13 protein-coding genes are annotated in these 14545 nt (G+C 40.7%); 3 read left to right on the forward strand and 10 right to left on the reverse strand.

Going from position 1 to position 14545, the window contains the following annotated elements; all coding sequences use genetic code 11:
• Positions 1–37: 37 nt before the first annotated feature.
• Entirely contained in the window at positions 38–850 is an 813-nt protein-coding gene (locus I6L31_RS09075) for a TorF family putative porin (protein ID WP_035271767.1), read from the reverse strand.
• Positions 851–1458: 608 nt separating this feature from the next.
• Here I6L31_RS09075 and I6L31_RS09080 point away from each other — a divergent pair.
• Positions 1459–2754 carry an OprD family outer membrane porin gene (locus I6L31_RS09080; protein WP_005001763.1) on the forward strand — a complete coding sequence of 432 codons (1296 nt, stop codon included), beginning with the start codon at positions 1459–1461 and terminating at the stop codon, positions 2752–2754.
• A gap of 76 nt (positions 2755–2830) precedes the next feature.
• Here I6L31_RS09080 and ppa read toward each other — a convergent pair whose 3' ends face one another.
• Positions 2831–3358, reverse strand: a complete 528-nt coding sequence (ppa, locus tag I6L31_RS09085) for an inorganic diphosphatase (protein WP_005001759.1) — start codon at positions 3356–3358, stop codon at positions 2831–2833.
• 155 nt (positions 3359–3513) lie between these two features.
• Positions 3514–3912 (reverse strand): MAPEG family protein, encoded by a 399-nt coding sequence (locus I6L31_RS09090; RefSeq protein ID WP_005001756.1) that lies wholly within the window; start codon positions 3910–3912, stop codon positions 3514–3516.
• 115 nt (positions 3913–4027) lie between these two features.
• Here I6L31_RS09090 and I6L31_RS09095 point away from each other — a divergent pair, with 115 nt between their 5' ends.
• Positions 4028–4414, forward strand: coding sequence for a hypothetical protein (locus tag I6L31_RS09095; protein WP_005001754.1), 387 nt, complete (start codon positions 4028–4030; stop codon positions 4412–4414).
• Positions 4415–4467: 53 nt separating this feature from the next.
• Here I6L31_RS09095 and I6L31_RS09100 read toward each other — a convergent pair whose 3' ends face one another.
• The 7 genes from I6L31_RS09100 to I6L31_RS09130 form a co-directional block, all read right to left on the reverse strand.
• Positions 4468–6147, reverse strand: coding sequence for a long-chain-fatty-acid--CoA ligase (locus I6L31_RS09100; RefSeq protein WP_005001752.1), 1680 nt, complete (start codon positions 6145–6147; stop codon positions 4468–4470).
• A gap of 146 nt (positions 6148–6293) precedes the next feature.
• Entirely contained in the window at positions 6294–8513 is a 2220-nt protein-coding gene (gene parC, locus I6L31_RS09105; RefSeq protein WP_005001751.1) for a DNA topoisomerase IV subunit A, read from the reverse strand.
• A 154-nt stretch (positions 8514–8667) separates the two neighbouring features.
• Complete coding sequence (niaP, locus tag I6L31_RS09110; RefSeq protein ID WP_005001749.1) at positions 8668–9987, reverse strand: niacin transporter NiaP; 1320 nt, start codon at positions 9985–9987, stop codon at positions 8668–8670.
• A 235-nt stretch (positions 9988–10222) separates the two neighbouring features.
• On the reverse strand, positions 10223–10384 hold the full coding sequence (locus tag I6L31_RS18325; protein WP_228128593.1) for a hypothetical protein: 162 nt from the start codon (positions 10382–10384) through the stop codon (positions 10223–10225).
• A 319-nt stretch (positions 10385–10703) separates the two neighbouring features.
• Entirely contained in the window at positions 10704–11348 is a 645-nt protein-coding gene (locus tag I6L31_RS09120; RefSeq protein WP_004995394.1) for a trimeric intracellular cation channel family protein, read from the reverse strand.
• Between the two features lie 49 nt (positions 11349–11397).
• Entirely contained in the window at positions 11398–11868 is a 471-nt protein-coding gene (locus I6L31_RS09125) for a YchJ family protein (RefSeq protein ID WP_005001743.1), read from the reverse strand.
• A 91-nt stretch (positions 11869–11959) separates the two neighbouring features.
• Complete coding sequence (locus I6L31_RS09130) at positions 11960–13555, reverse strand: TerC family protein (protein WP_005001741.1); 1596 nt, start codon at positions 13553–13555, stop codon at positions 11960–11962.
• Between the two features lie 334 nt (positions 13556–13889).
• On the opposite strand from I6L31_RS09130, the gene I6L31_RS09135 reads away from it, so the two are divergent.
• Positions 13890–14507, forward strand: a complete 618-nt coding sequence (locus I6L31_RS09135) for an LOG family protein (RefSeq protein WP_005001740.1) — start codon at positions 13890–13892, stop codon at positions 14505–14507.
• Positions 14508–14545 lie beyond the last annotated feature (38 nt).

A 14545-nucleotide genomic window follows, 5' to 3' on the forward strand; every position in this document is an offset into this window, starting at 1 on the left:
TGCCTCAACAACGAGGCATTTTTTTGATTTAGATCAATTAAAAAGTTTTAGATAAGGTGAGTACTGCACCTAAATCATATGGTTTTTTACCTGCATCGGTCATACCCGATGTACTAATGTCAGTGCCTACACCAGCAAGTTCAGCCGTAACGCCTAAAATGCTGTATTGCACACCAAATTTATAATCTAGATAGCTATCATCTTCGCCCGGCCCACCTGCAACCACACTTAAAGAATCTTTATCTTTCAACTTGTTATATCCAATAGATGCAATACCAGTAAATCCTGTATCTGCAATTGGAGCACTATAACCTAAATTAAAATACCAGAAATCATCAGTACGCCCCCAGTAATCAGGTGAATAGTTAACGCCTACTGTAACGCTATCGCCTTTTAACAGAGCTTCTGGGAAAATTAACTTCGCATAAACTTCTGTGAAATTCAAACCCGATTTACCATTGTATGGATTGACGGCATTGGTTTTTGAACCAACATAACCATAATAGGTTACGCCCACGTCATAGGTCGCGCTATAGTTTGGATTAAATGCAATTTTGTTAGAATAACCTAAAGTTGCATCAGTCTCAGCAGATACCCCATGTATATTAAAGTCTACACTCGAACCCCATAGTGCCAGATAAGCACCTGATTCATGAATCAAGGTAAAGCCGCCCTGAATTGCTGGATTATTTGAACTTTGAGTCACACCACGGAAACGATAGTCTGTAGTTGCAGCCACACTACCCGCAACAGAAAAACCTGCGACAGATGGTTTATCTTCAGCCATTGCAGCCGTTGAACCTGCGACCAATACGCCTAATGCAACCGCTTTACATGCAAATTTTTTCATTCTGATCTCCCCCATGATCGGATCACTCCGACGGATATTGTGTTTTAAATTGCATCGATTTAGATTTAGCAAATGCTATGCCAACTTTTAGACAGCTCATCTCTTTTATTAAATTAACGCTGCAAAAAGAGCGAAAATTTTGAAGTTCAAGCTATCGACTTTAACCCCTCCAAAATTTGCTTTAAGCACTGCTACAATCGAGATGTAGTGTGAAAAATTAGACTGTAAAATTTCCATTCGTTTTAATACGACTGTCATCATTTTTGTATAAAGGCTTTAATAACGTTAAAACATGTCATTCATGATGAATCAAGTTCAGCCAACTATGTAACAAAAAATGTGAGATAGCGCAGTTTTGGGTCTTTTTCCAACTTTGCATAATAATTGTGCATTTTTTAAGTGCATCTTTGTTTTGTTTAAATAAACTAAAAAATTCCAAAAAATTGATCAAATAAAGTTAACTAAAAACCTGCTATTTCTAAATTGCATATATACATTAGTAAAATAATTTAATGAAAATGATATCTTTTCTATAGATTATCTATACAATTTGTTCATTTTCTGAGTCCTGCTTAGAAACCCATTTAGATTTATTTTTGAGGTATTCAATGCTAAAAGCACAAAAGCTTACTTTAGCAGTTTTGGTTAACGCTGCCCTTATTTCCTCAGCGTATGCAAGTGAACAAAGTGAAGCAAAAGGTTTTGTTGAAGGTGCTAGCGCATCGGTTCTATTACGCAACGGTTTTATTCAACGCGATAAAAAAGATGGCGTTCATGATACTAATTCATGGCTTCAATCGGTCATGCTAAATCTTGAGTCTGGCTTTACCCAAGGCCCGGTCGGTTTTGCAGCGGGTGTCGTGGGTGATTTTTCTTTTAAATTAGGCGATAACTATCATGCAGGTAACAGCATGATTGCGCTAAAAAATGATGGGCAAAAAGATGCCAATGGCCGTGTAGATCCATACGACCAATGGACACGCGGTGGTGGTTATGTCAAAGCCCGCGCATCAAACACAACCTTAACCTATGGTACACAGATTCTTGATTTACCTGTCCTTGCCAGTATGACGACACGTAACGTGCCTGAATATTTTGAAGGGACACTGATCACCAGCCACGAAATTAAAAACTTGGAAGTGGTTGCGGGTAAATTTACAAAAAACCAATTACCTGAACATATTGCATCTGACCAAAACCATTTGGATCGTGCTTATGTCTGGGGCGCAAAATACCAGTTTAATGATCAGTTAAAAGCTGCTTATTATGGTGCTGATCTGAAAGACAAACTTGAACGTCATTATGCCAATGTCAATTATAAGCAAACCCTTGCCAATAAAGATTCATTGACTTATGACTTCAGTGGCTACCACACCAAGTTTGAGCCAGGTACAACCTACTCTGCGACTGGTCCAGCCAATGAAGACAAGAAAAATAATATCTGGGCAGTATCTGCAACGTATAATACTGGCCCACATACAGCTATGTTGGCGTATCAACAAAATACAGGCAATGTTGGCTATGACTATGGTCAAAATGGCGATGGTGGTCAAAGTATTTATCTGCCAAACTCATACCTGTCTGACTTTATTGGTAATCATGAAAAGTCGGTACAACTGCAATACACTTATGACTTTGCGGATTTAGCTGTTCCAGGTCTGTCATGGACAACCGCTTACGTTTATGGCTGGGACATCCGTGTAAATAACTTGACTGATGATGCCAAAGAGCGCGAATTCTTCAATCAGGTGTCTTATAAAGTCCAAACGGGCCCTGCCAAAGATTTAAATATCCGTGTACGTAATTCAATTTATCGTGCCAGTGATGAATATCAAACCAATGCCTATATTGGTGATACCAACGAATGGCGTATCTTTGTTGATTTCCCGATTAAATTCTTCTAATCGGTTAAAACCAACCTGATACAAAAAACCCTACATTGAAATGTAGGGTTTTTCATTTGATTACTCAGAATAAAACTTATTTTTTAGCCGCTTCGATCGCTTTGATCACTTCTGCTTTAGCGACATCAGCACCTTCCCAACCACTGATTTTTACCCATTTACCAGGTTCTAAATCTTTGTAATGAGCAAAGAAATGTTCAACTTGGTTAATCAAAAGCTGTGGAAGATCCGTATATTCTTTGACATCTTTATACAATGGCGACAATTTTTCATGTGGAACAGCGATCAATTTTGCATCGATTCCGCCATCATCTTCCATGTTCAATTTACCCACTGGACGGCAACGAATCACAGAACCCCCTGCAACTGGATAAGGTGTCACGACTAAGACATCTAATGGATCACCATCTTCTGACAATGTATTTGGCACATAACCATAGTTCGCTGGGTAGAACATTGCTGTACCCATAAAACGATCTACAAATAATGCATCTGAATCTTTATCAATTTCATATTTGATTGGCGCAGCATTGGCTGGAATTTCAATGATAACGTAAATATCATTAGGTGCATCTTTGCCCGCAGGGATATTGTTGTAGCTCATAGCAACACTCTTTTAACGGTTAAACCAGATTTAAATCGCGACGATTATAACGGTTTTCTGAGTCAAACTGCGTCGTTTATACAATTTGGCAAAGGATTTTTTCATATTCCTGACCAATTTTAAAACCATCTCTAAACGCCTAGATATTTATGATTTTATAGCAAGCGAATAATCAAAAGTAACAGTGAAATAGGACATAACATCGACAATAACCAGATAATTGAGCGCAAGGTTGCCCAATTAATCAAATAGCAAATCCCGTAAAGGATGCGTAAAATCAGATAAGCAATTCCGAAGGTCATGATAATACTTTGCGGTAAAACCATATACTCCGCCATGAGTATCGCCGCAATAAATAACGGTAAACTTTCAAAACTATTTTGCTGTGCAGCATTGGCACGTGCAGCAATGCCGGTGCTTTTTGCAAGAAATTCACGCGGATTTTGATTATCTTTCGCCTTAAACCCCGCATTAAACTTGGCAATTATGGTAAATACATAAGGCAATAAACATGCTGCCAAAATTAGATAAATAATGCCGTTAATGCCCTGCATAATCTCATTCTCAAGATGTATTTATGGAAAATGCCTTATCATAGCATGGTGTTTTGTATGGAAATTCGCTTAAATAGTGTGTTTTTATAAATAAGATGATCAAGCGAGACCCTACATGAGCAATTCTGATCAGGATCACATGTTCAACATACTGGACAAACAGCGCAAAAACCAATTAAAGGTTGATCGCATCTTGAAGATTGTTCTGCCGCTGACTGCTTTTTTACTCAGTGTGATTTGTGCCAATCTTAACTGGCAATCGACCTTAGGGACGTTTGTGATTTTAACCCTTGCTTTTTTAGCAGTGGGGATCCAACGTCAAAACCTATGGATCTGGTTATTGGTTTTGGTGGTATATTGTGGACTAGATAATTATCTCAGTTTTGGTCAATTTAACTTAATTGCGCTGCGCTTACAGCTGGGTTCAATGCTGCTGTTTACATTGATTATTGGGATTGGGCGACCTTATATCGATCGCTGGTTCATGAAATCCTCAGTTTAATTTTACTCATAAAAAAACGCCTGAACATTCAGGCGTTTTTTTTAATGCTCAGATCAGGCACTTTTACGCAAATCTTTACGCAGGATTTTACCTACATTCGATTTTGGCAATTCATCCATAAACTCCACATAACGCGGACGTTTATAACCTGTTAGATTTTCTTTAGCAAAGCTCAAAACTTCTTCAGTCGTAAGTGAAGGATCTTTTTTCACCACAAATAGTTTTGGTACTTCACCAGATTTTTCATCAGGCACACCAATTGCGGCGACTTCCAAAACTTTTGGATGTTTTGCGACAACTTCTTCAATTTCGCTAGGATAAACGTTAAAGCCAGACACCAAAATCATATCTTTTTTACGGTCTACAATTTTAACATAACCACGGCTGTCCATGATACCAATATCACCCGTACGGAAGAAACCATCAACAGTCATGACTTTTGCGGTTTCATCTGGACGATTCCAATAGCCTTTCATGACTTGTGGACCACGAATCGAGATTTCACCTTGTTCACCCAAAGCAACTTCATTGCCATCATCATCTAAAATCGCAACTTCAGTTAATGGTAATGGAATACCAATCGTACCGCTGAATTCTTCTGATGCAGGTGGATTCGCTGTTGCCACTGGAGAAGTTTCAGACAAGCCATAACCTTCAATGATGTTAGTGCCTGTAATTTTTTTCCAAGCTTCAGCCGTTGACGGAAGTACCGCCATACCACCACCCATCGCCATTTTCAATTTGCTGTGATCCAACTGTTTGAATTCTTCATTATGAACCAATGCATTGAACAAAGTATTAACCGCAGGGAAGAATGAAGGCTGATATTTACGTAATTCTTTAATCACGGCTGGCAAATCACGTGGGTTAGGAATCAGAACATTGGCCTGTCCTTTGTACATGCCATACATGGCACACACCATAAATGCAAAAATGTGATAAAGCGGCAATGCACAAAAAATACGATCATTTTTATCGCCATCTTTGTCACCAAATTTACTTTGGAAGATACCGTCGCATTGCAGCATATTTGCAACAAGATTACGATGGGTCAGCTCAGCGCCTTTAGAGACACCCGTTGTTCCACCTGTATATTGGAGGACAGCCGTATCACTTAAAGTTAAACTTGGACGCTTATAACTGTTTGGACTGATTTTATTCAATGCTGTATTGAATTTGATATGTCCTGGAATATTCCAGTCAGGAATTTGTTTACGTACTTTGCGCAGTACAAAATTAACCAAAGTCCCTTTCAATGTACCCAGCATATCGCCAACTGAAGCGACGACCACATGCTTAACAGGTGTTTTACCAATAATACTTTGATAAACGCTCGCAAAGTTTTCCACAATGACCAGCACTTCTGTACCCGAATCATTCAACTGATGTTCAAGCTCACGTGCTGTATACAATGGATTGACATTAACCAACACCAAACCTGCACGGAATATACCTAAAGCCACCACAGGATATTGCAATACGTTTGGCATCATCACCGCGACACGCGAACCTTTTGCCAAACCCAAACTTTGTAAATAGGCAGCAAATTTACGGCTTGCTTCTTCCAATTCACTGAAAGTTAGGACTTTATCCATAAAGATAAAGGCATCACGTGAACCAAACTTTTGAAAATTACGTTCAAATACATCATTTAATGAAGTATTTTCTGGGGGTAATTCTACTGTTTCTGGAATCCCTGTTCTGTGGTACTCAGCAAACCATATTTTTTCCATAACGCCATTATCTCCAATCAGTAATCCTTAAATCACAACTGTTTATCAACGTGTAAGCTTTTTTTAGCTGATCTGCGCCTACACATTGCATTCATTTCCGCGAATATGGGCTATATATAGCCTAAATATCGCAGCAGATGCCAGAACTATCTCTGAATCAACAGTCTATTTGCTTTTTGATATCCTCGTGGTAAGAGTTGCCCCTTCGTCGCACGTTTACCAGCATACTTGAGGAGATCATCACCTTTTAATTTTAATTGTTGCTGTCCTGCAACCACCTGAATTATTTCATTTAAATTCATAGCTGTCATGGACAAAATCTGTTCTTTGCTATCAAGTTGTATCAACTTGTTACCCTTGCCTTTATTGAGTATTGGCAATTCTGACATTTCAACAATCAATAAACGTCCTGCGGAGCTAAGAATTGCAACATGGGTTGCATCCTGCACAGGAATGAGTGGTAAAGCATGTGCTTGTTCAGAGACGCTCAAGAACGCTTTACCTGCTTTGGCACTGGTATCCAGTTGTTTGACCTGACTCTTAAAGCCGTAACCTGCGCTACTCGCCGCAATCAACTCCTGTTCATCATCGCCAATATAAACCTGTATAAACGACACACCATTGGCTGGCGACAACTTGGAGCTTAAAGGTTCACCCGAGCCTCTAGCAGAAGGTAAATTCGCAATTGGTAATGCATAGCTTCTCCCCGTTTCATCCAGAATATAAGCGCGCTGATTTGATTTACCAACGGCATGACTTAAGTATTGATCACCTGCTCGATAGTTCAGATTTTCTGCATCCACGTCTGCGCCTTTGGCACAGCGAATCCAGCCCGCTTCAGATAAAACCACGGTCACGGTTTCAGCAGGCATGAGATCCTGCTCACGAATTTGTACCGCATCTTCACGTTGAACAATTGGAGAACGGCGATCATCACCAAACTTTTTCGCATCTTCTTTGAGTTCATTAATAATCAGATTTTTCAGCGACTCTGGATTATCCAATTGTTCACGAATCACAGCGGCTCTGGCTTCAAGTTCTTCTTGTTCACGGCGAATTTCCATTTCTTCAAGTTTAGCCAAATGTCTTAGCTTTAACTCTAAAATCGCTTCTGCCTGTATTTCATCAATGCCAAAGTGTGCCATTAACTCTTGTTTAGGCTGATCTTCTTCACGGATAATGCGAATGACGGTATCAATATCCAGATAAGCAATCAATAAACCTGCCAAGATATGTAAGCGTTTTTCAATTTTATTAAGATGATATTGTAAGCGGCGAGTGACGGTTGCCTTACGGATGTCAATCCATTCCAGCAAAATACGACGAATCGATTTGACTTGCGGACGACCATCTGCGCCAATCATATTTAAATTGACACGATAACTGGATTCAAGATCCGTGGTCGCAAACAAATGACTCATCACCGCTTCTGCATCGACCCGATTGGAACGCAATACAATCACTAAACGGGTTGGATTAGTATGATCCGACTCATCACGAATATCACTCACCAAAGGCAGTTTTTTGGCCTGCATTTGATCGGCAATCTGGGTAATCACTTTGGAACCTGACACTTGATAAGGCAAATCGGTAATGACGATTTCACCCTTTTCAATGTGGTAAATGGCTCTTACTCGATAACTGCCCCGACCTGTTGTCTGTATCTTGAGCAATTCATCGCGCGGGGTAATAATCTCAGCTTTAGTCGGTAAATCTGGTGCTGGAATATATTCAGCCAGTTTTTCATCCGATGTTTCAGGGTTACGAATCAGGGCAATGGTGCCTTTGACCACCTCTCGCAAATTATGCGGTGGAATATCCGTTGCCATGCCGACTGCAATGCCCGTCGTGCCATTTAATAAAATATTAGGAACACGCGCAGGCAAATTGACAGGCTCTTTCATGGAACCATCAAAGTTATCCTGCCAGTCACAGGTGCCTTGCCCAAGTTCACTTAATAATAATTCGCTAAACGCTGAAAGCTTAGCTTCGGTATAACGCATGGCAGCAAACGATTTTGGATCATCAGGGGAACCCCAGTTACCTTGCCCCTCAATCAAAGGATAACGATAACTAAACGGTTGTGCCATGAGTACCATCGCTTCATAGCAAGCAGAGTCACCATGCGGATGATATTTACCGAGTACATCACCGACTGTACGTGCAGATTTTTTCGGTTTACCACTATGTTTTAGCCCCAGCTCACTCATGGCAAAGACAATACGTCGCTGCACAGGTTTTAAACCATCACTAATATGTGGCAAGGCACGATCCATGATCACGTACATGGCGTAATTCAGATAGGCTTGTTCAGTAAATTCAGCAACGGAACGGTTTTCTGTCGCATGGTGCGCAAGGCTGGACATATTCGGAAATGATCCTAATCAATTTTTCTATTCATGGATATGCTAAGTGGCAGTGCTTGAGGATACAAGACCCTGTAATCATGCACTGCGTCAAATCATGTCTTATGGACTAAAACTATCCATTTTATGCAGTATGTTCAACCTCTTTTTATTGTTATAAGCCAATCGACTCTAATGTTTTTCCTTGAGTTTCTTCACCGAGAATAAGCACTACTGCTGCCACAGCCAACAAAACCACAGTAAACATCATAAAAACGTGATGAAAACCATTTTGTGCCACCATCATCTGTGTGACCACCAAAGGTGCTGCGATTCCACCTATACGCCCAATCGCGGATGCCCAACCAGAACCAAAAGCACGAATATTGGCGGGATATTGCTCTGGCGTATACGTATAAAGTACGCCCCACGCGCCGAGGTTGAAAAAGGACATTAAGCAACCCCAGAACATAATCATATTGACGCTCTGCGCCTGACCAAAAAAGTAGGCTGAAATCGCACAACCACCAATAAAGCCTGCAAGAGTTATCTTACGCCCCAAACGTTCTACCAACCATGCCGCTGCGATATAACCAGGAAGCTGCGCCAAAATCATAAATAAAACATATTCAAATGACTGAACGATGCTATAACCTTGTTTCACCAACAAACTTGGTAGCCACGTAAAAATCCCGTAATAAGAATAAACGATACCAAACCAGATCAACCATAACATCAAGGTGCGTCGTGCAAACGGTGACGACCATAATTGGATAAAAGAAACTTTGCGCTGCTGTGCAACAGGTTTTACTTCAATTTTTTCAACCACAGCAATCCCAGCTTGTTGCTCAAGCTGTTGCACCAGTTCATGGGCTTCATCAATGCGCCCACGGTTGATCAAATAAGGAATCGATTCGGGTACTTTTTTTATAATCACAAAGACATATAGTGCAGGTAAACCACCGAGCAAAAATGCCATATGCCAACCGAATTTTGGAATGACAAAATAAGAAATCAGTGCAGCCACCAGCCAACCTAATCCCCAAAAACTTTCCAACAAGACGATAAAACGACCACGTACCTGTGCAGGTACATATTCACTGACCAGTGTTACAGCAACAGGGAGTTGTCCACCCAAACCAAGCCCAACGATAAAACGGCAAATCAATAATGACGTCAGGTTGGGCGCAAAGGCACAGGCGGCGGTCGCAAGGCTATACAGCATCAACGTGCAGGCAAAAATGGTCTTGCGTCCAAAACGATCTGCCAATCCACCTGAAAATACGGCTCCGATCGCCATGCCAACAAATCCGATACTCACGATCCAACCGCTTTCCGCAGGGCTCAGCGCCCAATCTTTCACCAATGTCGTCATAATAAAAGCAATGATGCCCGTATCCATCGCATCAAACATCCATCCCAATCCCACCACGCAAAGCAAGGTATAGTGGAACTTGCCAATAGGTAAGTTTTGTACACGAGAGACTAAATCCATAGACTGAGCAACCTTGAATCTTGAGCTTAATTTTTATTGATCGGTAGAATAATAGGTTTTTTTCATCATTAGGTAGATCCTCTTTTTTCATGAAGAAATAAAAAAGAGACTGATAAAAAAATCTAATATAAACGTATTTTTACATCAAAGTTCAAATTATATTTTTAATTTTCAGCATTTAAGTTAAATGTTATGTTTCGGTTTAAGTCAGCGATCATTTCTAAGCTATTTTCAATTATTTTAGCGCTGCTTTGGTTAAATTTAACACCTTTAAATCTTTCAACAAGGGCTGACCGACATTGGCATGAATCGGATAATCCTCGACTTGCATCGTGAGCTGATAACCACGCCTTTGATAAAAAGCCAACAATTCTTTCCGTGCTGAAAGTACAGACATCTTAAAGCAATGAACTGAATATTTTTCGATTAAATAGTATTCCACAGCCTGAAGTAATTGTTTACCGATCTTTTGATTTAAACATTCACATATATAAGCTATTTTCTGACATATGATACGCGAAAACGTCATCTGCAACTGTCCGAGCCAAGAACCATCTAAAAAAATCCGTTTCTGCGATACATTGGATAGAAAATGCTATATGGCGAGTTTTGCAGATGACAATGGTTTTGCCTACTTTTGCCAAAACAAAAGTAGGCAAAACCGAAGGTTAAATTGTTGCCTAAAGATAAAAAAGCTTTGTTGAATCTTATATTTATTAATGTCGATCTGTAGAAGACGCAGAATCACTGTCATCATCCTGATAAATAAATTTCGGCATTTCCAGACCGAAATAAATCGCAATACAACGTAATGCAAAGCCAAAAACCAGTGTGAAAATCACCGTGAGCTCAAGTGACATGCCAATTTCAAGACAGACCCAATAACAGATCACCGCGACAAAAGAAATACTGGCATACAATTCACGGCGAAACACCAAAGGTACATCATTACACAAGATATCGCGCAAAATACCGCCAGACACTCCCGTCAATACCCCTGCAACTGCCGAGACAATAAAACCATGTCCCATTTGCAATGCAATCTGACAACCAATAATGGTAAATCCAATCAGCCCTAATGCATCGAGTAATAAAAAGATATTGCGTAAATGGCGCATCCATTTGGCGATTAAAATGGTGATAAACGCTGCCGCACAAGTCAACATCAGATACTCAGGATGCTTGACCCAAGTCAGCGGATAATGTCCCAACAGTACATCACGTACTGAACCACCGCCAAGTGCCGTCACACAGGCAATCAACATCACCCCAAACCAATCCATACTGCGCCGACCAGCAGATAACGCACCTGTCATCGCTTCAGCCGTGATTGCAATAATATAAATAATGGTGAGTAACATTGCCCTTCATCCACGTCGGGGAAAAGATGGCAGATATTCTACGGTAAACTTATAAGAATTGTGCACAACACTGTTTAAATTTTTTAGCTGAACCACAAATACACGGTTGTTTCATGGTGATGTGCTGATCTGTAGTCGGATCAAGGAAATACCATTGCTCTTTATATTGAACAAAATATGAAAGTTCATGATGAATCTGCTGTTGTGTCCCATCATGATAATGTGCCTTAAACTCAACGGATGCATGGGTTTTGTCTAACTTTGGCTGATGCTGTATCACTTCCAGTTTGAGCCATTGATTTTGACGGCTCCAATCGGCAATAGCGGCTCGATCCAGACTAGCCTGTTGACCGAGTGCTGTCGTTTCGATCAAATAATCAATCTGTTGCTGTGCAAAAGCACTGTAGCGTGAGCGCATAAGCTGTTCAGCCGACTGTGCCACTGCTTGTTTTAAGTGCAAAGGCTCACAACAGTTTGCATAATCACCCTGACCACAAGGGCATTGAATTGCTGAACTCATAGCGCTCTCGATTATAAAAAATTCAGTATGAAAAATAGCCCACTTAAGGGCTATTTCAATAATCACTACTTAACAATACCTAGCTGAAACATCAATCATTTTTCTGCGACGATGTTTCATCTACAATCACATGGACTTTCTCAATTTTATGTCCATCCATGGTGACCACTTCAAAAATATAGCCATCCGCATGAACCTTTTGACCATTTTCAGGCAAACGCCCCAAGTGAAATAGGATATAGCCAGATAGAGTCGAATATTCTTCGGTTTCATTGACCAGATCACGATTCAGCAATAATGAGACATGACGAATGTCGGTTGAGCCTTCCAGCATAAGCGAACCATCTTCCAGACTTTCAGCAATGGCTTCAAGTTCATCTTCATCTGGGAACTCACCTGCAATTGCTTCGAGTACATCGATTGGGGTCACAATACCTTCAATCGAACCATATTCGTTAAGCACAATCGCCATTTGTAGTGGCGCTTGACGTAATTGCTCCATCACCATCAATACCTGCGCATTTTCATGCACAATCACAGGTTCACGTAAATGGTGACTAAAATTAATGGCCCCTGTTTCGATATATTCGTTTAAGACTTTATGGGTAAGCGCAATGCCTTCGATATTATCCAGTTCACCTCTGGCCACAATCAAACGCGAATGAGTCATAGATAACAAGCGCTGTTTTAAGGCTTCGGGTTCTTCTTCCAGATCAATCCATTCCAGTTCAGGCCGCGGGGTCATCACAGATTTAGCAGGTCGCTCCGAAAGCCCTAACACGCCCTGTACCATCACACTGTGGTAAGCGCCATTCTCTTCATCAAACATCTCATCGGCAAAGGCTTGGGTCGCCAGTACATCTTCTTTTTCGTTTTGCGAATTGTCACTACTGCCTGCGCTATTTTTACCACCCAGCATTTTTAAAACCGCAGAGGCTGTCCGATAACGCAAGTCAGTCGTGGTGACTGCTTTTTCCTGATTATGACGCATGGCTTGATTCGCCATTTCGATCAACACGGCAAAACCAATGGCGGCGTATAAATAACCTTTTGGAATATGGAAACCAAAACCTTCCACTACTAGCGAGAAACCGATCATCATCAAAAATGCCAGACACAGAATAACCACGGTCGGGTGTTTATTGACAAATTCCATCAGTGGCTTGGAAGCCCACAGCATGATTCCGACCGCGATAATGACTGCAATCATCATCACGGAAAGATGTTTGACCATCCCTACCGCAGTAATCACACTATCCAGTGAGAATACCGCATCCAACACTACAATCTGTACGATCACCATCCAGAAAGTGGCATGTACTGGATTTTCTTCTTTCTGAAATTGTTTACCTTCCAAACGTTCATGCAATTCCATGGTGCCTTTAAATAATAAAAACACACCACCGAACAGTAGAATCAGGTCACGCCCAGAAAAAGGATGATCAAAAATATAAAATAAAGGACTGGTTAAGGTCACCACCCAAGCAATTGAGGCCAATAAAATCAGACGCATGCCAAGCGCCAGAATCAAACCGACAATACGTGCGGTATTACGCTGCTCAGGAGGTAATTTTTCAGCCAAAATGGCAATAAACACCAGATTATCGATACCCAGAACAATTTCCAGAATCACCAGTGTGGCAAGACCCACCCACGCAGAAGGATCAGACATCCATTCAAAAATCATAGACAAGTCTCCGACTGCGATGTGAGATTGTTCTTATTCTGAGGCAGCGCGATATTTTTCTCGCTAAAAATAAGGCTAAAATTTTGTTGTATAGACAAAGAAAAAACGAAGTGACGACAACCACTACCCATGGGCATAAATTTGTTGTTAAACAGGTTTTCAGTATAGGCAAGATTTTTTAAAAATTCATCTTTTTTTAAATCATCATTAGATGTCCGTCACCAACCCGATACAAAGCCTTGCAAAGTTTATGCACCACACGCATAAAGTTGTCATATTTCTTGCTTAATGTAGTGAAGTAGAAATGAACGTGATAAGGTAAAACGAAAACGAGATGAATAGCGTAGTAGAAATGACAGCAGATCTGAATGTAACTGTAAAAACAACTCAACCTTTAATTGCTTTATATTGTGGATCACGTAGCGGAAACAAACCGATTTATCGAGAAAAAGCCATTGAGCTGGCGCAGGGTATTGCTGAACAGGGCTTTGGCATTGTGTATGGCGGTGCCAGTATTGGGCTCATGGGACAAGTCGCCGATACAGTACTGGAACATCATGGTGAAGTGGTCGGTGTCATTCCAGAGTTTATGCTGGATTATGAAGTAGCACATGCGCAATTAACCGAATTGCATGTAGTACACACCATGCATGAACGTAAGTCCATGATGGCCGATCGTGCTAGCGCTTTTGTTGCACTCCCAGGTGGTTTAGGCACGTTTGAAGAAATTCTGGAAATTGCCACGTGGGGCCAATTGAACCAGCATCAAAAACCCATGATTTTATATAACGTGAATGGTTTCTATAATGCCTTGATCGCTCAACTTGACCATGCCGTTCAGGAAGGTTTTTTACCTCCTCAACATCGTGCCAAGCTGATCGTCTGTCACTGTATCGAAGAAATTTACACTACCATTAAAAACTTAAACCAACCAAGTCGTTTTGTAGTTTAAGGTTGCTCATTTGATCGAAATGATACATGCGGATTTTT

Source organism: Acinetobacter septicus (assembly GCF_019355975.1).
In the GTDB taxonomy this organism is placed as follows: domain Bacteria; phylum Pseudomonadota; class Gammaproteobacteria; order Pseudomonadales; family Moraxellaceae; genus Acinetobacter; species Acinetobacter ursingii.

Excerpts from the sequence above, each read along its gene's own strand:
- I6L31_RS09090 (WP_005001756.1), bottom strand. The coding sequence starts at position 3,912 with ATGCAGGGCATTAACGGCATTATTTATCTAATTTTGGCAGCATGTTTA.
- I6L31_RS09135 (WP_005001740.1), top strand. The coding sequence starts at position 13,890 with ATGAATAGCGTAGTAGAAATGACAGCAGATCTGAATGTAACTGTAAAA.
- niaP (WP_005001749.1), bottom strand. The coding sequence starts at position 9,987 with ATGGATTTAGTCTCTCGTGTACAAAACTTACCTATTGGCAAGTTCCAC.
- I6L31_RS09130 (WP_005001741.1), bottom strand. The coding sequence starts at position 13,555 with ATGATTTTTGAATGGATGTCTGATCCTTCTGCGTGGGTGGGTCTTGCC.
- I6L31_RS18325 (WP_228128593.1), bottom strand. The coding sequence starts at position 10,384 with ATGTCTGTACTTTCAGCACGGAAAGAATTGTTGGCTTTTTATCAAAGG.
- I6L31_RS09100 (WP_005001752.1), bottom strand. The coding sequence starts at position 6,147 with ATGGAAAAAATATGGTTTGCTGAGTACCACAGAACAGGGATTCCAGAA.
- I6L31_RS09080 (WP_005001763.1), top strand. The coding sequence starts at position 1,459 with ATGCTAAAAGCACAAAAGCTTACTTTAGCAGTTTTGGTTAACGCTGCC.
- I6L31_RS09125 (WP_005001743.1), bottom strand. The coding sequence starts at position 11,868 with ATGAGTTCAGCAATTCAATGCCCTTGTGGTCAGGGTGATTATGCAAAC.
- I6L31_RS09120 (WP_004995394.1), bottom strand. The coding sequence starts at position 11,348 with ATGTTACTCACCATTATTTATATTATTGCAATCACGGCTGAAGCGATG.
- I6L31_RS09095 (WP_005001754.1), top strand. The coding sequence starts at position 4,028 with ATGAGCAATTCTGATCAGGATCACATGTTCAACATACTGGACAAACAG.
- I6L31_RS09075 (WP_035271767.1), bottom strand. The coding sequence starts at position 850 with ATGAAAAAATTTGCATGTAAAGCGGTTGCATTAGGCGTATTGGTCGCA.
- parC (WP_005001751.1), bottom strand. The coding sequence starts at position 8,513 with ATGTCCAGCCTTGCGCACCATGCGACAGAAAACCGTTCCGTTGCTGAA.
- ppa (WP_005001759.1), bottom strand. The coding sequence starts at position 3,358 with ATGAGCTACAACAATATCCCTGCGGGCAAAGATGCACCTAATGATATT.